This window comes from Amycolatopsis sp., from assembly GCF_035546795.1.
Taxonomy (GTDB): domain Bacteria; phylum Actinomycetota; class Actinomycetes; order Mycobacteriales; family Pseudonocardiaceae; genus Amycolatopsis_E.
This window is the reverse complement of record NZ_DASZWC010000069.1, coordinates 26,192-46,381: the sequence shown is the minus strand read 5'-3', so window position 1 is coordinate 46,381 and position 20,190 is coordinate 26,192. Positions and strand designations below refer to the sequence as shown.

The 20,190-nt window shown below is 67.8% G+C and carries 22 protein-coding genes, 1 other RNA gene and 1 pseudogene; 9 read left to right on the top strand and 15 right to left on the bottom strand.

The window, feature by feature from the left end:
* Window positions 1–413, bottom strand: a pseudogene (locus tag VHD82_RS35005) (hypothetical protein); the annotation flags it as partial.
* 133 nt (window positions 414–546) lie between these two features.
* Between VHD82_RS35005 and VHD82_RS35000 the strand changes: the two are divergent.
* Window positions 547–753 carry a hypothetical protein gene (locus VHD82_RS35000; RefSeq protein ID WP_325713573.1) on the top strand — a complete coding sequence of 69 codons (207 nt, stop codon included), beginning with the start codon at window positions 547–549 and terminating at the stop codon, window positions 751–753.
* Window positions 754–1,359: a hypothetical protein gene (locus VHD82_RS34995; protein WP_414637623.1), complete on the top strand. Its 606-nt coding sequence runs from the start codon at window positions 754–756 to the stop codon at window positions 1,357–1,359.
* 114 nt (window positions 1,360–1,473) lie between these two features.
* Here VHD82_RS34995 and VHD82_RS34990 read toward each other — a convergent pair whose 3' ends face one another.
* The 7 genes from VHD82_RS34990 to hutH form a co-directional block, all read right to left on the bottom strand.
* The gene (locus tag VHD82_RS34990) at window positions 1,474–1,698 is read right to left on the bottom strand and encodes a hypothetical protein (protein ID WP_325713571.1); all 225 of its coding nucleotides are present in this window, start codon (window positions 1,696–1,698) and stop codon (window positions 1,474–1,476) included.
* A 10-nt stretch (window positions 1,699–1,708) separates the two neighbouring features.
* Window positions 1,709–2,836: an inorganic phosphate transporter gene (locus VHD82_RS34985; RefSeq protein ID WP_325713569.1), complete on the bottom strand. Its 1,128-nt coding sequence runs from the start codon at window positions 2,834–2,836 to the stop codon at window positions 1,709–1,711.
* 110 nt (window positions 2,837–2,946) lie between these two features.
* Window positions 2,947–4,086: an imidazolonepropionase gene (gene hutI, locus VHD82_RS34980; RefSeq protein ID WP_325713567.1), complete on the bottom strand. Its 1,140-nt coding sequence runs from the start codon at window positions 4,084–4,086 to the stop codon at window positions 2,947–2,949.
* Complete coding sequence (locus tag VHD82_RS34975) at window positions 4,074–5,366, bottom strand: formimidoylglutamate deiminase (RefSeq protein ID WP_325713565.1); 1,293 nt, start codon at window positions 5,364–5,366, stop codon at window positions 4,074–4,076. Before VHD82_RS34975 ends, hutI begins: the two co-directional genes overlap by 13 nt.
* Window positions 5,363–6,562: an allantoate amidohydrolase gene (locus VHD82_RS34970; RefSeq protein ID WP_325713563.1), complete on the bottom strand. Its 1,200-nt coding sequence runs from the start codon at window positions 6,560–6,562 to the stop codon at window positions 5,363–5,365. Before VHD82_RS34970 ends, VHD82_RS34975 begins: the two co-directional genes overlap by 4 nt.
* 57 nt (window positions 6,563–6,619) lie before the next feature.
* On the bottom strand, window positions 6,620–8,281 hold the full coding sequence (gene hutU, locus VHD82_RS34965) for a urocanate hydratase (RefSeq protein ID WP_325713561.1): 1,662 nt from the start codon (window positions 8,279–8,281) through the stop codon (window positions 6,620–6,622).
* Window positions 8,278–9,801, bottom strand: coding sequence for a histidine ammonia-lyase (gene hutH, locus VHD82_RS34960; RefSeq protein ID WP_325713559.1), 1,524 nt, complete (start codon window positions 9,799–9,801; stop codon window positions 8,278–8,280). Before hutH ends, hutU begins: the two co-directional genes overlap by 4 nt.
* A 72-nt stretch (window positions 9,802–9,873) precedes the next feature.
* On the opposite strand from hutH, the gene VHD82_RS34955 reads away from it, so the two are divergent.
* Window positions 9,874–10,659: an IclR family transcriptional regulator gene (locus VHD82_RS34955; protein ID WP_325713557.1), complete on the top strand. Its 786-nt coding sequence runs from the start codon at window positions 9,874–9,876 to the stop codon at window positions 10,657–10,659.
* On the opposite strand, the gene VHD82_RS34950 is transcribed toward VHD82_RS34955, so the two are convergent.
* Both VHD82_RS34950 and ssrA read right to left on the bottom strand, forming a co-directional pair.
* The gene (locus VHD82_RS34950) at window positions 10,656–10,805 is read right to left on the bottom strand and encodes a hypothetical protein (RefSeq protein ID WP_325713555.1); all 150 of its coding nucleotides are present in this window, start codon (window positions 10,803–10,805) and stop codon (window positions 10,656–10,658) included. The two genes, VHD82_RS34955 and VHD82_RS34950, sit on opposite strands and share 4 nt — an antisense overlap.
* 469 nt (window positions 10,806–11,274) lie before the next feature.
* Window positions 11,275–11,646, bottom strand: a transfer-messenger RNA (tmRNA) gene (ssrA, locus tag VHD82_RS34945).
* Window positions 11,647–11,802: 156 nt separating this feature from the next.
* On the opposite strand from ssrA, the gene VHD82_RS34940 reads away from it, so the two are divergent.
* Genes VHD82_RS34940 through VHD82_RS34930 form a run of 3 tightly spaced genes read left to right on the top strand, consistent with a single transcriptional unit; the run spans window position 11,803 to window position 14,333 of the window.
* Window positions 11,803–12,495, top strand: a complete 693-nt coding sequence (locus tag VHD82_RS34940) for a sensor domain-containing protein (RefSeq protein ID WP_325713553.1) — start codon at window positions 11,803–11,805, stop codon at window positions 12,493–12,495.
* Complete coding sequence (locus VHD82_RS34935) at window positions 12,495–13,637, top strand: sensor histidine kinase (RefSeq protein ID WP_325713578.1); 1,143 nt, start codon at window positions 12,495–12,497, stop codon at window positions 13,635–13,637. The genes VHD82_RS34940 and VHD82_RS34935 overlap by 1 nt, the downstream gene beginning before the upstream one ends.
* A 51-nt stretch (window positions 13,638–13,688) precedes the next feature.
* A complete protein-coding gene (locus tag VHD82_RS34930) occupies window positions 13,689–14,333 on the top strand; it encodes a response regulator transcription factor (protein ID WP_325713551.1) in 645 nt (214 codons plus the stop codon).
* Window positions 14,334–14,493: 160 nt separating this feature from the next.
* Here the strand turns inward: VHD82_RS34930 and VHD82_RS34925 are convergent, their stop codons facing one another.
* Window positions 14,494–14,865, bottom strand: coding sequence for a cupin domain-containing protein (locus VHD82_RS34925; protein ID WP_325713549.1), 372 nt, complete (start codon window positions 14,863–14,865; stop codon window positions 14,494–14,496).
* 94 nt (window positions 14,866–14,959) lie between these two features.
* Here VHD82_RS34925 and VHD82_RS34920 point away from each other — a divergent pair, with 94 nt between their 5' ends.
* The 3 genes from VHD82_RS34920 to VHD82_RS34910 all read left to right on the top strand — a co-directional run bounded on the left by VHD82_RS34920 (window position 14,960) and on the right by VHD82_RS34910 (window position 17,129).
* On the top strand, window positions 14,960–15,415 hold the full coding sequence (locus tag VHD82_RS34920) for a MarR family winged helix-turn-helix transcriptional regulator (RefSeq protein ID WP_325713547.1): 456 nt from the start codon (window positions 14,960–14,962) through the stop codon (window positions 15,413–15,415).
* 89 nt (window positions 15,416–15,504) lie between these two features.
* Window positions 15,505–15,720, top strand: coding sequence for a hypothetical protein (locus VHD82_RS34915; protein ID WP_325713545.1), 216 nt, complete (start codon window positions 15,505–15,507; stop codon window positions 15,718–15,720).
* A gap of 98 nt (window positions 15,721–15,818) precedes the next feature.
* A complete protein-coding gene (locus tag VHD82_RS34910; protein WP_325713543.1) occupies window positions 15,819–17,129 on the top strand; it encodes an acyltransferase in 1,311 nt (436 codons plus the stop codon).
* On the opposite strand, the gene VHD82_RS34905 is transcribed toward VHD82_RS34910, so the two are convergent.
* Genes VHD82_RS34905 through ftsE form a run of 4 tightly spaced genes read right to left on the bottom strand, consistent with a single transcriptional unit; the run spans window position 17,082 to window position 20,114 of the window.
* Window positions 17,082–17,975 carry an amidohydrolase family protein gene (locus tag VHD82_RS34905; RefSeq protein ID WP_325713541.1) on the bottom strand — a complete coding sequence of 298 codons (894 nt, stop codon included), beginning with the start codon at window positions 17,973–17,975 and terminating at the stop codon, window positions 17,082–17,084. The two genes, VHD82_RS34910 and VHD82_RS34905, sit on opposite strands and share 48 nt — an antisense overlap.
* Complete coding sequence (gene smpB, locus VHD82_RS34900) at window positions 17,975–18,448, bottom strand: SsrA-binding protein SmpB (protein ID WP_325713539.1); 474 nt, start codon at window positions 18,446–18,448, stop codon at window positions 17,975–17,977. Before smpB ends, VHD82_RS34905 begins: the two co-directional genes overlap by 1 nt.
* 19 nt (window positions 18,449–18,467) lie before the next feature.
* Entirely contained in the window at window positions 18,468–19,364 is an 897-nt protein-coding gene (gene ftsX / locus VHD82_RS34895) for a permease-like cell division protein FtsX (RefSeq protein WP_325713537.1), read from the bottom strand.
* A gap of 60 nt (window positions 19,365–19,424) precedes the next feature.
* Complete coding sequence (ftsE, locus tag VHD82_RS34890) at window positions 19,425–20,114, bottom strand: cell division ATP-binding protein FtsE (RefSeq protein WP_325713535.1); 690 nt, start codon at window positions 20,112–20,114, stop codon at window positions 19,425–19,427.
* Window positions 20,115–20,190: the final 76 nt, after the last annotated feature.

Here is a 20,190-nt window from a genome sequence, read left to right as displayed (position 1 = left end):
AGGCCTCGGCGTTGACCGGGTTGCCGTGTCGCGTGCGGCCGCTGAAACCGTGCTCGGCTTCGCAAGCGCTCGAAGCTTTCCCGCGGCACGGTGCTGTCCTGCCCCGGGTACAGCATCATGACCGGGGCCGCGAAGTGCGCGGTGTGTTCGACAGCGTCGACGGTGTGATTCGCGGCCGGGGTGGCGGGCACGGTCGGGTGGTAGGCGACGACGTTGGCCAGCCGGTGGTCGCGTCCGCCGAGGATCAGTGCAAACCGGCGGAGCCGATCACGCCGGCCGGTGCAGCCGAGGGCACCGAAAAGATGGTCCGGCAAGTGAGTCTGCTCACTCAGACGGGTCTCCTCGTCGAGTGACGCCGGTTTTCGCGATGTCCTCGGCGACTCCCGTACCTGGGCACCGATGCCGGTGATCATGGGCAGCAGCAACCTGCCCTGAGCGGAACAGCCTGCGGACCGGGCGAGGCGGGCGTCGAGTCAGAGGGTGATCTTCGCCGTCTCGATCTGCGCAGCCATACGGAAAACCGTAGTGAGATGAGATGATCGGCGGATGAGCGACCGCACTTTGGCCGGGCAGCTCGGGAATCTGCCCGAGGGAATCGCGACACTGCCGGAGCAGCAGTGGCAGGATCTGGCGGACGCACTCCACGACGCGCGGCGACGGCAGGCGTCAGCGCTGGCGAAGGCGGGCAACGACGCCCTGCGGTATGTGCCGGCGCTGCTCCGGCCCGCGGTTCGTAAGGCCGTGGGGCTGTAGATGACGCAGGATGCGGAAATCCGGAAACTCGCCAAGGTGCTCGGGGTACAGCCCGAACGATTCGGCTATCTGCGGGACGTGCCGCCGGACGATCTGCGGCGGTTCCGGGAACAGGTGACGAGCGCGCTGTTCGACGCACATCTCGGGGTGCTGGAACGGATGGCGGGGGCGAGCAAACTGCTGCCGAGCCCGCTGCTGGCGAAAATCGCCGAACGGGTTTTCGGGCCGTTGTTGTCGGCTCGCATCGCCGGCCTGGTGGACGTCTCCCGCGGGGTCGACATCGCGAAGCGTCTGTCGCCCGCTTTCCTCGCCGACGTCGCGGCGGAGCTCGATCCGCGTCGCGCGTCGGGGATCATCGCCGGGATCCCCGGCCCGGTCGTGGCCGCGGTCGCGCGGGAACTGTCGCGCCGGGAGGACTGGATCACCATCGCGCGGTTCGTCGACCACCTGCCGGCCCGAACCATCAAGGCCAGCATCGACGTCGTGCCGGACCACGCGCTGCCACAGGTCGCCGCGATGCTCGACGACCCGGCGCGCATCGACGAAATGGCGAAGCTGTTGCCCCCGCACCGGCTCACCGCCCTCCGCGACGACCTAGCCGGCTGACCCTCTGACCTGCGGAAAGAAGCAAGGGATGTTTGCTGCGGCTTTGTCACCGCGGACCAAGCCGTAGTAAACGCACCTTGCTCCTCGGGGGAGCAAGGTGCGTTTGCTACGGCTTCAGCCGGCGACGATCAGGTAGATCCCATAGCCGACGACGGCGACGCACACCGCGAAGCACACGACGGCGCCGCTGAGCGCCGCGCCGCCGCTGCCCCCGCCCTCCCGAGCGGTCGTGCGCGCGGCCAGGCCGCGTACGCCGACGGCGAACAGGCTGGTCAGCGCGGCCACCGCGACAAGCGCGATCAGGAAGACGCTGCCGAGGGCAGCCCAGTCGATGTTCACCCAGTCCTCCTCAGACCGTCGCCGGAACCGGCTGCTGCTGCTCGGTCTCGTTCACGTTCGCCGACGTCACCGGGTGCCGCCGCGACCACAGGTAGATCACCAGGCCGATCACCACACCGGCGGCCCCGACCAGGATCGTGCCGATGCTGCCCTGGCTCGATACCTCCGACGCGATCGCGCCGACGATCGCCGCCGCGGGCAGGGTCACCAGCCACGCGAGCGCCATCCGCCCGGCGACGCCCCAGCGCACCTCGGCGAGTTTCCGCCCGACCCCGGAGCCGATGATCCCGCCCGAGCACACATGCGTGGTCGAGAGCGCGAACCCGAGATGCGAGGACGCGAGAATGGTCACCGCCGCCGAAGTTTCCGCCGCAAACCCTTGCGGCGTCTGGATTTCGGTGATCTTTTTGCCCATCGTCTGGATGATCCGCCAGCCGCCGAAGTACGTGCCGGCCGCGATGGCCGCGCCCGCGGTCAGGATCACCCAGACCGGCGGCGACGAACCCGCCGCGAGCGAGCCGGACGAGATCAGCGTCAGCGTGATCACGCCCATCGTCTTCTGCGCGTCATTTGTGCCGTGTGCGAGCGAAACCAGAGAGGCCGACAGCGCCTGCGCGGTCTTGAACGACCTCGACACCACGTCTTGGCGCGCGGATGCGGTGATCTTGTAGACCAGGAAAGTGCCGGCGATCGCGACGGCCCCGGCGACCAGCGGCGACGCGACCGCCGGGATCAGGATCTTTCCCACGACCGCCGAGAAATGCACCGCGTCCGCCCCGGACGCGATCCAGGTGGCGCCGATCAACCCACCGAACAGCGCGTGCGAGGAGCTCGACGGCAGGCCGAGCAGCCACGTCAGCAGATTCCAGACGATGGCTCCGATCAGTCCGGCGAACACCACGACCGGGGTCACCTTGGCGTCGTCGACGATTCCGCCCGAGATCGTCTTGGCGACCTCGATCGAGAGGAAAGCGCCGACCAGGTTGAGCACTGCCGAGATCGCCACCGCCACCTTGGGCCGGAGCGCGCCCGTGGCGATGGAGGTGGCCATCGCGTTGGCGGTGTCGTGGAATCCGTTGGTGAAATCGAAGGCCAGCGCGGCGATAATCACCACGACGACGATCAGTGAGGGGTCCACGTGCAGCCCTTCTCAAAGGAATTCGCGAGTCGAATTCCACGCTACCGATCGAGTGAAGGGCGCCGGTTGAATTTCCAGTGAATTCAGGGTTTCCACCTTTTCGCGATTGCTCAAGCGAATTCACGTTGTCGGCCGCATCGCCATACTGCCCAGGTCAGCGGCACGCCGGGCCGATAAGCGAGATGCGTCACGGACGGCGCGTCGAGCACCTGCAAATCGGCACGCGCGCCGACTCGGACAATTCCGACATCGTCGCGCCGTAATGCCCGTGCACCACCGGCCGTCGCCGCCCAAACCGCTTCTTCGACCGACAATCCCATTTGCAGCACGGCGATAGCGACACAGAAGGCCATCGAGGTTGTGTACGAACTCCCGGGATTCGCATTGGTGGCCAACGCGACCACCGCCCGCGCATCGAGCAGGCGTCGTGCAGGCGCGAGCGGCTGCCGCGTGGAAAGGTCGCAAGCGGGCAGCAGCGTCGCGACCGTGTTGGAATCGGCGAGAGCGTCCACATCGGACTCCGACAGGTGCGTGCAGTGGTCCACGCTCGCCGCGTTGTGCCGCACCGCGATCTGCACGCCCGGCCCCAGTCCGAGCTGATTCCCGTGCACCCGCAAGCCGAGGCCACGTTCGAATCCGGCGCGCAGCACCCGTGCGGATTCGTCGGCGTCGAAAGCACCGTGCTCACAGAAGACGTCGATCCACTGCACGTGAGGTACGACCGCGTCCAGCATCTCACCGCATACCATGTCCACATAGGACTCGTCTGGTTTGATGTGCGCACCGAGGAAGGTCACGTCGTCGACCTGCCCGGCGGCGATTCGCGCGCACCGCTCCTCGTCGGCGACAGTCAGCCCGTACCCCGTTTTCGTCTCGACACAGGTTGTACCTTGCCGGACGGCTTCGGCGAGATGCCTTCGCAGGTTCGCCGTCAGCTCCGCATCCGTGGCGTTCTGAGTAGCTGCGGCCGTGACCGCGATTCCCCCTGCCGTGTAAGGTTTTCCAGCCATCCGGGCCTCGAATTCCGCGGTCCGGTCACCGGCGAACACCAGATGTGTATGACTGTCCACCCAACCGGGTAGCGCCGCCCTACCCTCGACGTCCACCCGTTCATCGGCGGCAGGCGCCGCAGCCGAAGGACCGACCCACGCGATGTGCTCGTCGTCGAGGACGACCGCGGCATCGGCGATCCTGCCGAGTTCGGGATCGTTCGTGGTCAGCTCGCCGATACCGTCGATCAGGATCGCCACAGTACCTCGATCTCCTTTGCCAGCAACGATTCCGGCCGCTCGATCAGCTGATGCGAGCGGTCCCGCACTATTCGTCGTCCGCCGATCAGCACGTCTGTCACGTCGCCTGCGGACGCCGCGAACACCGCTCCACCGGGCTCGATCCCGGCCGTTCGCGTCGAGCGAAGGTCGACCACGACGAGATCCGCGGCCGCTCCCGCCGCAAGCCGCCCGGAGTCCCCCCAGCCGATCGCGTCGTGCTCGGTCGCGGCCTGGATCAGCTGTGCCACCGGGAACCGGCCCCGGGATTCGGCGGCCAGGCGGTCGTCGAGCTCGAGCGCCCGCGCCTCTTCCAACGGGTCGATCACGGCGTGACTGTCACTTCCGAGCGCAAGTCCGACCCCCGCGTCGGCCAGGGCGCGCGCCGGGCCGATCCCGTCGCCGAGATCCCGTTCCGTGGTCGGGCAAAAGCAGACCCGGGTCCCGGTCGCGGCGAGAACTCCGATGTCGCTGCGGGTGAGATGCGTGGCGTGCACAGCGACGGTGTGGTCGGTGAGAATTCCTGCGTCGGCGAGTACCGCAGTGGGGGTGCGGCCGTGTTGCACCAAACATTCGGTGTTCTCCGCACGCTGTTCGGACAGATGCACATGAAGCGGCCCGGGCCATTCGGCGACGACCGGCAACTGCGCGGCCGGCACCGCGCGCACCGAATGCACCGCGGCACCGACGCGCGCTTCCTTGGGCGCGAACGCATTCACCCGTTCCGCCCAGGCGTGCGCGTCGCGGTCGCCGAAGCGAAGCTGCGTCGGTCCGAGGGGTTGCTCGAAGCCGCCCGCGAGGTAGCAGGTGTCGAGAAGCGTCAGGCGGATCCCCGCTTCCGCGGCGGCTTCGGCGAGGGCGTGCCCCATCGCGTTGGGGTCCGCGTACGGGCGCCCGCGCGCGCCGTGGTGCAGATAATGGAATTCGCCGACGCTGGTGCAGCCCGACAAGACCATTTCGGCGAAGACACCGCGTGCCAACCGGTAATAGGAGTCCGGGTCGAGGCGCTCCGCCAGCTCGTACATCCGCTCGCGCCAGGTCCAGAACGTGCCGCGCTCATGCTGGGTGCGGCCGCGCAGCGCCCGGTGGAACACGTGCGAATGCCCGTTGGCGAACCCCGGAAAGGCCAACCCGCTCAACACCTCCCCCACCCGCTCCGCCCCCACCCGAACCGAAGCAAACATCCCTTGCTCGACGTCCAGCCGGACGCCGCTCGCGACTCCGTCCGGCAGCCAGGCGTATTCACACCAGTAGGTCGTCATGTCGACAAGTGCTCCAGTACCCGGGCGAGAGCTTCCGCGCCTCGCAGGACGTCGTCGTCCTCGGCGAACTCCTCCGGGGAGTGACTGACGCCCGTTGGGTTGCGTACGTACAGCATCGCGGCGGGCACGTGGGTGGAGAGGATTGCAGCGTCGTGGCCCGCTCCGGTCGGTAGCACCGGTACACCGCCCAACAGCGACACAAGCTCTTCGCGCAGGCTCCCGTCGAAGGAGACTTCGCCGCCGTACGACTCCTTCGCAATCCGTACGGCGCACCCCTCCCGAGCTGCCGCAGCCTCCGCAATCCCCGCAATCTCCCCCACCATCGGTAGCAAACATTCATTGCTCCCCACCCGAGCATCGAGCCACACGTCGACCGCAGTGGGAATGACGTTCGTGCCGCCCGGGCGCGGGACCAGCCGCCCGACCGTCGCCCGGGCGCCCTCGATTTTCGAGCCGATCCGGCGGGCCGCCGTGACCAGCGACGCCGCAGGCAGCATCGGGTCACGCCGATCGGCCATCAGCGTGGTGCCGGCGTGATTGCCCTGGCCGGTGAACGTGAATCGCCATCTCCCATGCGCGAGCACCGTACTGCCGACCGCGACCGGGGCATCGAGAGCAAACATCCCTTGCCCCTGTTCCACGTGCAGCTCGACGAAGGTGCCGATTCGCGAGAGCGATTCATCGTCGCGCCCGAAGCGCTCGTGGTCGATGCCCGCGCGAGCCGCCGCCTCGGCGAACGTGACCCCGTCCGGATCACGCAGCGCCCTCGCCTTGTCCGCGTCCAACTGCCCGGTGAGCAGCCGCGAACCAAGGCAGGGAACGCCGAAGCGACCACCTTCCTCCTCCGCGAACACCACCACCGCGATCGGCCGTCGTGGCTGAAAGCCCTGTGTACGCAACGAATCCACCGCGTCAAGCGCACTCACTACACCGAGTGGACCGTCGAAGGCGCCACCGCCCGGCACGGAGTCGAGGTGGCTCCCGGTGACCACCGCCCCCGCATCAGGCGTCCCCCACCAGGCCCACATGTTGCCGTTGCGATCGGTCTCCACATCCAGCCCGCGGCGCCGCGCCTGCTCGGCGAACCACGTCCGCAACTCCCCCTCGGCCCGATCGAACACGTGCCGCGAGTACCCACCCCGCCGGCCGTCACGCCCAACCTCCGTGATCTCCCCGAGCAGCGACACCGCACTCATCGCCCCGCCCTCTCAATGAGCAAGGTGGCTTTACTACGGCCGGAGCGAAGCAAACATTCATTGCTCACCGGCGGGCTCCCGCATCGGGATCCGAACGCCGCGCTGGTCCGCGACCTCGGCCGCCCGCTCGTAGCCGGCGTCCACGTGCCGGATCACGCCCGTCCCCGGATCGTTGGTCAGCACCCGCTCGATCTTCTGCGCGGCGAGCGGCGTCCCATCCGCCACGCACACCTGCCCGGCGTGGATGGACCGCCCGATGCCGACCCCGCCCCCGTGGTGGATGGACACCCAGCTCGCCCCCGAAGCCGTGTTCAGCAGCGCGTTCAACAACGGCCAGTCGGCGATCGCGTCCGAGCCATCGGCCATCGCCTCGGTCTCGCGATACGGCGACGCCACGCTCCCCGCGTCGAGGTGATCCCGCCCGATCACCACCGGCGCCCGCAGCTCACCCTGCGCGACCATCTCGTTGAACCGCAACCCCGCCAGCTGCCGCTCCCCATAACCCAGCCAGCAGATCCTCGACGGCAACCCCTGGTAGGCCACCCGCTCCCCGGCGAGCCTGATCCACCGGCCGAGTGATTCGTTGTCCCCGAACAACTCCAGCATCGCCCGGTCGGTCGCCGCGATATCCCCCGGATCCCCGGACAGCGCGACCCACCGGAACGGCCCCTTGCCCTCGCAGAACAGCGGCCGGATGTAGGCGGGCACGAACCCGGGATAGTCGAACGCCCGCTCGCAGCCGCCGAGTTTCGCTTCGCCACGCAGGGAGTTGCCGTAGTCGAACACTTCCGCGCCGCCGTCGTGAAACCCGAGCATCGCGTCGACATGCCGTGCCATCGACTCTCGCGCCCGCTCGGTGAACTCCTCCGGCTTCGCCGCGGCGAAGTCACGCCAGTCCGCCACCTCGACCCCGATCGGCAAGTACGCCAACGGATCGTGCGCGGAGGTCTGGTCGGTCACGACATCGGCCTCCACCCCGCGCCGCAGCAGCTCGGGCAGCACATCCGCCGCGTTGCCGAGCACCGCGACCGAAACCGCGCGCCCTTCCTTCTTCGCCATCGTCACCCGGCGCACGGCATCGTCCACATCGGACGCCAGCTCGTCGAGATACCCGGTTTCCAGCCGTCGCCGCACCCGCGCTGGATCGCATTCGACGACGAGCGCCGTCCCCCCGTTCATGGTGACCGCGAGCGGCTGCGCCCCGCCCATCCCGCCGAGCCCGGCCGTCACGGTCAACGTGCCCCTGAGCGACCCACCGAACCGTTTGGCCGCGACGGCGGCGAAGGTTTCATAGGTTCCCTGCAGGATCCCTTGCGTGCCAATGTAAATCCACGACCCCGCCGTCATCTGGCCGTACATGGTCAACCCGAGCCGCTCCAGCCTCCGGAACTCGGGCCAGTTCGCCCAGTCACCGACGAGGTTCGAGTTGGCGAGCAGCACCCGCGGCGCCCACTCGTGAGTGCGGAAAACCCCGACCGGCTTGCCCGACTGCACGAGCAGCGTCTCGTCTCCTTCGAGTTCGGTGAGACACCGGGTGATCGCGTCGAAACTGGCCCAGTCACGTGCCGCTTTACCGGTGCCGCCATAGACGACCAGGTCTTCGGGCCGCTCGGCCACCTCGGGATCGAGGTTGTTGTGCAACATCCGCAGCGCGGCTTCGGTCTGCCAGTTTTTCGCGGTCAGCGTGGCTCCGCGAGCGGCGCGAACGGTTCGGCTCATGCTTCCTCCAGGGCGTTGAGAATTCGTCCGGACCGCACAAGTTCTTCCACCGCGGCGATTTCCGGCGCGAGATGCCGGTCGGGGCCAGGTCCGCCGACCCGCTCGCGCACGAGATCCCGTACCGCGGCGGTGACGGGAGCCGGCTTCAGCGGGGCACGGAAATCCAGTGCCCGTGCCGCCGCCAGCAGTTCGATCGAGAGCACTGTGGTCAGTCCGTCGACCGCTTTACGCAGTTTCCGTGCGGCCGACCAGCCCATCGAGACGTGGTCCTCCTGCATCGCGCTGCTCGGGATCGAATCGACCGACGACGGCACGGCCAGCCGTTTCAGTTCGCTGACCACCGCGGCCTGCGTGTACTGCGCGATCATGTACCCCGAATCGACGCCGGGATCGTCGGCGAGGAACGCCGGCAACCCGTGCGAGCGCGTGATGTCGAGCATCCGATCGGTCCTGCGCTCGGCGATGCTCGCGACGTCGGCGGCGGGAATGGCGAGGAAGTCCAGCACATAGGCGATCGGCGCGCCGTGGAAGTTCCCGTTGGATTCGACACGACCATCCGGGAGCACCACGGGATTGTCGATCGACGAAGCCAGTTCCCGATCTGCGACGAGTTCCCCGTGGCTGACGGTGTCGCGCGCGGCGCCGTGCACCTGCGGCGCGCACCGTAGTGAATACGCATCCTGCACACGAGTGCAGTCGGGCCCGCGATGACTGGCGACGATCTCCGAACCCCGCAGCGCGGCCAGCATCCGGCGCGCCGACGCCGCCTGACCCGGATGCGGCCGCAATCCCTGCAGGTCAGCGGCGAATGCCCGGTCGGTCGCTAGTAAAGCTTCAACGCTCATCGCGCCGGTGAGGTCCGCCGTGTCCAGCAGCCGGCGCAGGTCGGCGAGCGCCAGCACGAGCATGCCGAGCATCCCGTCGGTGCCGTTGGTGAGCGCGAGACCTTCCTTTTCGGCCAGCGTCACGGGTTTCAGGCCGGCCGCGCGCAACGCTTCGGACGCGGGCCTGCGGCCGTCAACGTCGAGCACTTCGCCCTCGCCCATCAACGCAAGCGCGACCGCGGCCAGCGGGGCGAGATCACCGGAGCAGCCCAGCGATCCGTACTCGTGCACGACGGGCACGATCCCCGCGTTGAGCAACGCGGCGAGCGCCATCGCTGTCTCCGGCCGGACACCGGTGTAGCCGCCGGCCAACGTGCGCAACCGCAGAAACATCAGCGCACGAACAACTTCCGGCTCGACCGCCGAACCCGCGCCGGCCGCGTGGGACCGGATCAGCGAGCGCTGCAACGCGATCCGGCGGTCGGGCGGAATGTGCCGCACCGCCAACGCCCCGAAACCCGTGGACACCCCGTACGTCGGATCGCTCGCACCGGCAAGCGCATCGACGTGCTGTCGCGTGGCAGCGAGGTTTTTCAGGACAGCTTCACCGAGCTCCACTTCGGCGCCCGCGCGGGCGACCGCCACCACTTGGTCCCTGCTCACCGGCCCCGCGTCCAGCCGCACACTCCGCACCATTGGCTCATTGCACTCCGCCGAACGTCCGGCCGCAGGAGGCGTTCGGCCGGTTGTGTCTGGTATTCCAGACATATGGGTGACAGCAGTGACGTGCCGGCGCTCCGTCGTGGCCTGGCGGTGCTGCAGGCGCTTTCCCGGCGCGCGGGGCCGACTTCGGCCGCCACGATCGCGCGGGAACTCGGTCTGCCACGCTCGACGACCTATCACCTGCTGGCGGAGTTGACCGCGACCGGTTTCGTGGTGCACCTGGCCGACGAGCGCCGCTACGGTCTCGGGATCGCCGCGTTCGAGCTGGGCTCGGCCTATCTGCGCCACGATCCGCTCGAACGGCTGGCCGGCCCGGTGCTGCGTGAACTGGTGGCGCGCGCCGGGCACACCGCTCAGCTCGGCGTGCTGCATGGCAACGAGTTGCTCTACCTCATCAAGGAACGTTCACTACGGCCCGAGACCCTGGTGACGGATGTGGGCGTGCGCTTACCGGCGCATCTGCCCGCGTCGGGGCGGGCGATGCTGGCGTACCTGCCGGCCGCGCACGTGCGCGCGTTGTTCCCGAACGCGGCCGCATTCGTCCGCCGCACGAGCCGAGGTCCACGGTCGTTGGCCGAGCTGCGGCGAGTGCTCGCAGCCGAGCGGCGACGCGGGTGGGCCGTGGAGGACGGCTTCGTGACGGAGGGGTTCGCGTCGGTGGCTTATCCGGTTTTCGATCACGGGGCGCGCCCGATGGCCGCCATCAGCGTGACGATGCGCCATCACTGCCCGGGGACGGCAGGGTGTGCGCGGGATTGGCCGGAACTGGCCGAACTGGTTCGGCAGGCGGCGGGTGAGCTGACGGCGCGAATCGGGGGCCGGTCGCGTTAGATTTGGGCCTGTTTGCCCTGCTCGGCGTGCAGACCGAGCATTTCGAGGAGTTCGGCGCATTCGATCGCATTGCTCGAATGCCCCGCGACGGTGATGACCGCCTTGCCCTCCTGGACGTCCCGGAGGACCTTTTCCTCCGCGCGCACTCCGGCTAGCCAACCTCGTTCGAGGGCTTCGTCGGAGCTACTTGCACGGCTTACCCGGGCCATCTGGCACCTTCTTCCGGCTTCGCTGCACGACGGTTTTCCGCCGCGCGCCAGATCAGCATCGCAGCCCAGCAACGACCAGTCTACCCTTACTCCGCTCCGTCACGAGCCCGCAACCAGCCCGTATCCCCCCAGCCACACAACTGGTCCAATCCACCCCCCACCCACAACCGTCCACAATGCACACCCCACGCAACCGCCGCTGTTGCCACCCAACGCATCCACGGTGATGGGGGTCCAGGGGGGGGAGCCCCCTGGCGGGGGTTTGGGGGTCCGACCCCGAAAGGAAACCCGACACACGAAACCGGCGAGCACTCGCCGACCATTCGGGTGCCGGGGGCCCGCCCCCGCTGAAACACTCGACACACGAAACCGGCGAGCGCTCTCCGCGAGCACTCGCCGGCCATTCGAGTGGAGGTGCCGGGAATTGAACCCGGGTCCTCTGGCGCCTCATCAAGACTTCTCCGTGCGCAGTTCGCTATGCCTCTACTCGGCCCCATCGGTCACGCGAACAAGCCGATGTGACGGGCCCAGCCGCTGTGGTTTTCCCATCCGGACCCCGCGGCCGGGTCCGGTAGGTGAGCCTCCTAGCTGATGCCGGCTACCGGGGCGGAGGCGCCCCCGGGCCGACAGACACGCGCTCGCTCAGGCGGCGAGGGCGTAGTCAGCGCGACTATTCGTCTTGGCGCTTATTTTAGTGCGATGACGCTTACGGTGGTCTCTCGCCTGCACCGGCACGCTTCCCTTGACTCAACGTCCAAAGTCGAAACCGTTCACCCCCTTGTTGGTGGTTCCACCAAGGATAACGTGTGCGGCAACCGAGTTCATTCCCACCGGCGGTAGGGCTGTCCCTACCCCGTAAACGCCCGCGTTCCCCCTGGTCGGCGCGGGTGCCGGGGCGTGATGCTGGTCAGGTCAACCGAGGAAGGACCTGATCATGACGTCGGCGGTGCTCGAACGAGACAACACCCGGCCCCGGCCACCGGTCGGGGGTTCCCTGCTGTACCTGTTGCTGAATCTGCCGCTCGGGATCGCGGCGTTCGTGTTCGTCGTCACACTGGCGTCGACCGGCCTGAGCACAGTGATCATCTGGGCCGGGTTGCCGGTGCTGGCCTTGCTCTTCCTGGGCAGCAAGGCGGCCGCGCGTGCCGAGCGGGTCAGGGTGCACCGGCTGCTCGCCACCTATGTGGCGTCGCCGTACCGCCCGCTGCCCGCGAGGGGACAACGCAGGCGGTGGCGGGCGCGACTGCTGGATCCCGCGACGTGGCGGGATCTCGCTTACCTGGTCCTGCTGTTCCCGCTGGGCATCGCGGAGTTCTCGATCATGGTGACCATGTGGTCAGCGGGTTTGAGCCTGACCGCGCTGCCCATCTACTTCCGCTTCCTGCCCGACGGCGCGTACTTCTTCCCTGGCGACGACATCCGCTGGATCGTGGTCGATTCGACACTCAAGGCGTTACCGTGGGCAGCGCTGGGGTTGCTCGTGCTCGCCCTGTCGGTCGTGCTGACCCGCGCTCTCGGCGTTGCCCACGCCAGGTTCGCCAGGTTCATCCTGGGGCCCGGCCCGCGCGCGAAGCGGCTGGCGGAGGCCGACTGTTCGCAGCCGGCTTCGGTTCACTCGGTGGCATGATGACGGACATGGCCGAGGAGCGGGCGCCACTCGTACAACCGCGACCGCGGGCCGTGCGCACCATCGTCTATCTGATCGCCGGGCTCGCGCTGCGGCTGGTCGAGTTCGTGCTGACCGTGACCTTCCTGCTGGTCGGCATCGGCACCGTCGTGATCTGGGTCGGTATCCCGTTGCTGATGTTCACCACCAGCATGGTGCGCGGGTTCGGCGACCTGGAACGCCGCTTCGCCAGGCGGCTGCTGGACACCCCCCTCCCCGACGCCGACCGGCTGGCGAGCGAGGGACCTTTACTACGGCGTTGGCGGTATCGGCTGGTCGATCCCACGACGTGGCGGGACCTCGGCTTCCTGATGCTGTCGTTCCCGCTCGCGGTCGCCGAGGGCGCGATCGGGATCGCGTCGATCATCCTGTTGCCGATGGCGATCTGGGTGGCACCGTGGATCGGATGGATGCACGGTTCGCTCGCGATCGCTTTGCTGGGACCAAACAAGGCCGAACGGCTCGCGGTGAAGGCACAGCACCTGCAGGCTTCGCGTGCCCGCGGCGTGGATGCCGCGGAGGCGGAACGTCGCCGCATCGAACGGGATCTGCACGACGGCGCACAGCAGCGCTTGGTCGCTGTCGCGATGAGTCTCGGCCGCGCGAAGAACAAAATGGGAACCGGCGACCCGGACGGCGTTCGCGCGCTGATCGACGAAGCCCACTCGGACGCGAAACTCGCTGTGTCGGAGCTTCGGGATCTGGCCCGCGGGATCTACCCCGCGGTGCTCGGCGATCGCGGCCTGGACGCCGCTTTGTCCGCGCAGGCGGCAAAATCGCCGATCCCGATCGAGGTGCGGGTGGACGTCGAACCGCGCCCGCCCGCCGCGGTCGAGACCACCGCGTACTTCATCGTCGGGGAGACGCTGACGAACGTCGCCAAGCATTCCGGCGCCACCGAGGCCGGCGTGAAAGTGTGGCGCACCGAGGAAAAGGTGGTCGTCGAGATCACCGACAACGGGCACGGCGGGGCGGAACTGCGGCCCGGCGGTGGCCTCGCCGGGCTCGCGGACCGCGCCGCGACGATCGACGGCGTGATCACCGTGGTCAGCCCGGCCGGCGGCCCGACGGTCATCAGGGCCGACCTCCCGTGCAAGTGGTGACCCGGTCGTGAGTGAATAGCGCTCGACGAACTCACGACCTGGGGAGCGGACATGCGCGTGGTGATCGCGGAAGATGCCGTGCTGCTGCGCGCGGGGATGCAGCGGCTGCTGGCCGACGAAGGCATCGAAACCGTTGCGGCCGTGGACAACGGTGACGATCTGGTGCAAGCCGCGATCACGCATCGGCCGGATCTGGCGATCGTGGATGTGCGGATGCCGCCCACGTTCACCGACGAAGGGCTCCGCGCGGCGCTAGGGGCACGCGAGGCGGTGCCCGGCCTGCCGGTGCTGGTTCTTTCGCAGTATGTCGAGGAAAGCTATGCGGTCGAACTGCTTTCCGGTGGGGCAGGCGGGGTCGGTTACCTGCTCAAGGAACGGGTCGCCGATGTCGCCGACTTCCTCGACGCGGTGCGGCGGGTCGCTCGTGGCGGCACCGCGATCGACCCGGAGGTGATCGGGCAGTTGATGGCACGGGGGCGCAAGAATCCGCTCGACTCGCTGACCGCGCGGGAGTCCGAGGTGTTGGGCCTGATGGCGCAGGGCTTGTCCAACACGGCGATCGGCAACTCGCTGGTGGTTTCACAGGGCGCTGTCGAAAAACACATCGGCAACATCTTCGCGAAACTCGGCCTCGAGGCCAGTTCCGAGGAGCACCGCCGGGTCCGCGCCGTCCTCACCTACCTAGGCCGCGCCTGACCGCGCCGGCTCGCAGGGGCCGGAAGCAAGGTGCGTTTACTACGCCTTGGCTCGGCGAGTGAGCAAGGGACGTTTGCTACGTCCTTCCCACGCCCGGGAGCAAGGGATGTTTGCTAGCCCCACCCGCAGAGCAGTAGCAAACATCCCTTGCTCACCCACCTCACCGGGCCCAGGGCGGGACGATGGTTTTCCCGTTGAGCGTCCCGAGAACGCCTTTCGAGGTGCAGACGGTGAGCCGTGCGGGCGCGTTGCCCGGGTTGGTCAGGCGTAGCGGCGTGTCGGGCTGGACGATCACGGCGTCTCCCGCTTTGAGATTGTGTACGGCGTCTCCGACCTCGAAGCGGGCTTCGCCGGCCTGGAGCACGAAGAGCTCTTCGTGGCTCACGGTATGTCTCTCAGTTGCCGCGCCTGAAGGGACTTCGAGCGTCCACACGGCCAGTTGCGTCGAGCCGCGACTGGGCACCGCTAGGGGCCGGAAGACGAGGCCGGAGTTCTCGAATTTCGGCGCATCGGCGAGCGAAACGAGTGTCATGACAACCTCCAAAGTAGTCAATCAGCTTGACGAGTAATACGGTAAAGACGGTTGACCAAGTAGTCAAGTAGCTTGACCAAAAGAGGAGTCGTCGATGAGCGAACTACCGGGACTGCTCGCGCTGACGTTCCGCGCCGTCATCGACCAGCTTCACGAGCGCCTCGCGGAAGACGGCTTCGCCGACATACGTCCTGCACACGGCTTTGCTTTCCAGTACCTGTCGCACCGGCCGAACGGCGTGACAGCCGTTGAGCTGGCCGAACACCTCGGCGTCACCAAGCAGGCCGGGGTCCAGCTCGTCGACGAGCTCACGAACCGCGGCTACGTAGAGCGACGACCGCATCCGACCGACCGCCGCAGCCGCCTGATCACGCTCACCCAGCGCGGTTGGCAGTGCATCGGGCGCATGGAGTTCCGGTCACAGGAAATCGAGAACCATTTGGCAAAACTGATCGGCTCCGACCAGCTGGAACACCTCCACAACGGACTGCTCGCGGTCGTCCGGGACGCGGCCACCCGCAGGCCTGTGACACTTCGTCCCGTGTGGTGAACTCTCACCCGATCTGAGGGCGGCAAACGGCCGAAAGCTCACCTACCATGGGCGGACGTCGGTACCGCGAGCTTTTCCCGGAGGGACATATGACCGAGGTAAGCGTCCGCTTCTTCGGCGGCCCCCTGGACGGACGAGTACAGGCTCTCGGCGACGCAGAACCGGTCAGCGGCAGCGTCATGCGGCACGTCCACCTGCACGACGGCCCCAAGATCGAGACCCGCTACCGGCTCGGCTACACCTCTGAAAACGGCTGGGAATACCGCCTTTGTGGGCTGGCGACCCCCGAGGTCGACGAGGTCTGAGTAGGGCACGCCCCACCAACCCGCTCCCCTGAACCCGAAGGCCGGTGCGGCGGCTGGCAGGGCTGTCCGGAAGCCCGTGCCCGGCCAGGCTTGGAGCCATGCCAACAAGCCTGGCCGAGCGGCCGCCCCGAGACCGATTCCTCGACGTCGTCCGCGCCGGGGCCATCCTCGCGGTCATCGGCCAGCACTGGCTGATGCCGGTCCTCAACTACGACAACGGTTTTCTCACCACCGGGAACGCGCTCGCCACCCCCGGCTGGGCGATCTTCACTTGGTTGTCCAACGTGATGCCGCTCGTCTTCTTCGCCGGCGGTGCGGCCAACCTGATCTCGTTGCGCCGGGCTCCGTCACCCCGCGCATGGCTGGCCGCACGGATCGGCAGGCTGATGCTCCCGGTCCTTCCACTCGCCGCTGTCTGGCTGGGCGTTCCCGTTCTGTTGCTCGACTTCGGCGTCCCGGAGCAACCGCTACACGTGGCGGGGGCGATCGCCGGACAGCTGCTGTGGTTCCTCGGGGTGTATTTGCTAGCGGTCCTCGCCACGCCGCTCATGGTCGCCGCGCATCGGCGATTCGGGCTGGTAGTGCCCCTGACGCTCGCGGGGCTCGCGGTGCCGGTCGACGTCGCGCGCTTCGACGGTGTTCCCCTGATCGGTTACGCCAACGCGATCTTCGTCTGGCTGGCCGTGCACCAGCTCGGTTTCCACTACATCGAAGGCAAACTCGCCGGGTTCGGCCGCGCGGCAGCAATGAAGCTTTGCTTCGGTGGGTTCGCGGTGACTGCGTTGATGGTCGCGTTCGGTCCTTACCCGACGAGCATGATCGGTATGCCGGGCGCCGCAGTGTCGAACATGAGCCCGCCGACCGCCGTCCTGCTTTCGCTCGCCGCCGGACAGATCGGTCTCGTGCTCGCCCTGCGCCCCCAATTGACTGCGCTTGCAGACCGGCCGGCGGCCGGCACCGCGTTACGCTGGGTCGGGGCCCGGTTCATGAGCGTGTACCTGTGGCACATGCCCGCGCTGGTCGTCGTCAGCGGCATCTGCGTGATCGGATTCCGTTACGCCACACCGGAACCGGGCACGCTGCGCTGGCTGGCCGTCGCGCCGCTGCGGCTCGCCGCGACGGGTCTCGTCCTCTTCGGTCTGCTACGGGTCTTCGACCGGTTCGAAACGCACGGCACCTCGAGCAGCTCCGCATCCACCACGCGCCTCGTCACCGCCGCGCTGGTGGGTTCCACGGGACTGCTCGGTCTGGCCGCCCGCGGTTTCACCACTCCGCCGGACGGCACACTGCTCGACGGGCCCGCCCCCTGGGCCACCCTCGTGCTGGCCAGCGTTCTCCTTGCCACGAAACGGGTTCAGCCCTCAGAGGTTGAGCAGCTTCGCCGGGGTGTCGTGCAGGACAAGCCGTAGGAAAGCTTCATCGAGTCGATCGTCGGCCGCCCAGCCGGCGATCGCTCGCAGCTGCGCGGAGTAGGGGTACGGGATGTTCGGAAAATCGGTGCCGAGCGCGATCCGGTCGGCGATATCGGCGATCCGGCTCACCCAGTCCGGCGGCGAAGGCATCAGCTTCTCGGTGAACGGCACGCCGACCATCGTCGTGTCGAGATACACCCTCGGGTATCGGTGCACGAGTTCGAGCGCGTCCTCGTAGTCCGGCATCCCCGCGTGCGCGAGCACCGCAGTCAGGCGCGGATGCCGCTTGAGCACCTCACCGAAAACGTCGAGCCCGGTGTACGGCCCCCGCTCCGGCCCGTGTCCCGCGTGCACGACGACCGGCACCCCGGCCTCCGCGATCGCACCCCACGCCGGGGTCAGCAGCTCATCGCGCGGGTCGTAAGCGCCGACCTGCACATGCGCCTTGAAACAACGGGCGCCGGCCCGCAACGCGGACTCCACATAGGACCCGGCGGACGGTTCCGGGAAGAACGTCGCCGTCCGCACCGCCGCCGGCACCCGCTCCGCGAAGTCCGCCAGCCACCCGTTGAGCCATTCCGCCATCCCCGGCTTGTGCGGGTACGCCAGCGGCGCGAACCGGAGCACCCCGAACGACCCCAGCGTCGCGAGCCGCTCAGCCTCGGACGTGCGGTACCAGACCGGCCAGGCAGCGCCCAGCCGCTCCTCGACCGCGTCGAAATAGGCCCAGACCTTGGTCATCATCCGGTCCGGCAGGAAGTGCAGGTGCAGGTCGACCAGGCCGTCGAGGCCCAGCCCACGCACCCACGACGCGATGTCCTCGTCGCCCTCCGGCCCCGCCACTAGCGGCCCTTCAGAGCGCGGCCCATCGCCCGGGTCATCTCCCGCTGGGCGTCCCGTTTCGCCAGGTCCTGCCGCTTGTCGTAGGCCTTCTTCCCCTTGGCCAGCGCGAGTTCGACCTTGACCTTGCCGTCCTTGAAATACATGGACAGCGGCACCAGGGAAAGCCCGCTCTCCTTCGTCTTCCCGATCAGCTTCTCGATCTCACCGCGGTGCAGCAGCAGCTTCCGGTGCCGCCGCGCCTCGTGATTGGTCCACGTGCCGTGCTCGTACTCCGGGATGTGCAGGTTCCGCAGCCAGACCTCGCCGTCGTCCACGGTGGCGAACGCGTCCGCCAGCGAGGCACGCCCGGCGCGCAGGCTCTTCACCTCGGTGCCCATCAGCGCGATACCGGCCTCGTAGGTGTCCATGATCGAGTAGTCGTGCCGCGCGCGGCGGTTCGACACGATCACCTTGTGGCCACGTTCCTTGGGCATAGTTCCAGGTTAGTACGGGTCAATGCCGGACATACAAGCGCAATGTCACGTAGCCGGTCGTCGCGGAAATGACGATCGACGCGAGCAGCAGCCACGGTGAGACCACGATGATGTCGAGCACTTCCAGTTTCGGGATCACCCCGGAGGCGACGCCGAGGATCTTGTCCAGGAACGTGAACTTGAGCGCGATGAGTCCGAGTATCGCCAGTATCGAGCCGACGACGCCGGTCATCACCGCCTCCAGCAGGAACGGCAGCTGGGTATACCAGCGCGTGGCGCCCACGAGTCGCATGATGCCCACCTCCGTCCGCCGGGTGAACGCCGAGATCTGCACCGTGTTGGAGATCAGCAGCAGGGCGGCCAGGGCCTGCACGAGCGCGATGACGAAGGTGCCGTCCCGGACCGCACCGAGCAGGCTGAAGAAGCGGTTGAGGAACTGCTGCTGGTCCTCGACGCGGTCCACCCCGGGGTGGGTGCCGTACTGCTGCTGGATGATCTCGCTGCGGCTCGGGTCGTGCAGCTTGATCTGCAGGGACGCCGGCAGCGCCTCGGGGCGCGCGGACTGCACCAGGATCGGGTTGTCCTGGAAGATCTTCTTGAACCGGGCGTACGCCTGGTCGCGGTTCTCGAACACCACCGACTCGACGGCCGGGTTGTTCTGGATGTCCTGGCGCAGGCTGCGGCACGGGTCCTGCGAGCAGTCCTTGTCGTTGGCGCTGACGTCCTGGGTCATGTAGATCGAGACCTCGACGTCGGCCATGTAGTCGACCTGCATCTTGTCGATCGTCCGCACGATCAGCAGGCCACCGCCGAGCATGCCGAGGGACACCGCGGTGGTGATGATCATGGCGATGGTCATCGTGACGTTCCGGCGTAAGCCGGTGAAGACCTCGCTGAAGACGAAACTTGCGCGCATCGGGGAAGGGTCCTTGGGTCGGGGGCGGAGCGGGGCGGGCGGGGAACCGGAGCCGGGAAACTACCGGCCCACGCCGTAAACGCCCCGGGCGTCGTCTCGGATCACCTTGCCGAACTGCAGCTCGACGACCCGGCGCCGCATGGAGTCCACGATGGAGTGGTCGTGGGTCGCCATCAGCACCGTGGTGCCGGTGCGGTTGATCCGCTCCAGCAGCAGCATGATGTCCTGGCTGGTGTCCGGGTCCAGGTTCCCGGTCGGCTCGTCGGCGAGCAGCACGAGCGGCCGGTTGACGAACGCGCGGGCGATGGCCACACGCTGCTGTTCACCACCGGAGAGCTCGTTGGGCATACGGTCCGCCTTGCCCTCCAAGCCCACCAGCTCCAGCACCTCGGGCACCACCTTTTTGATGATGTGCTTCGGCTTGCCGATGACCTCGAGCGCGAAGGCGACGTTCTCGGAGACCGTCTTGTTGTTGAGCAGCCGGAAGTCCTGGAAGACGCACCCGATGGTCTGCCGCAGTCGGGGGATCCTGCGACGGGCCATCTTGGCGACGTCGAAATTGGACACGAGCACCCGGCCCTTGGTGGGCGTCTCCTCCCTCAGCAGTAGCCGGAGGAACGTCGACTTCCCCGATCCCGAGGGACCGATGAGGAAGACGAACTCGCCCTTGTCCACCTCAACGGACACGCCCTCAAGCGCAGGGCGCGTCGACGTCTTGTAGACCTTTGAGACATTGTCGAGCCGGATCACGGTGGGCCATCCTACTCATGGCAACCGTTAAGCCAGGGTTGGCATCGCCGGGTTCCGGGGAAGCAAGGTGCGTTTG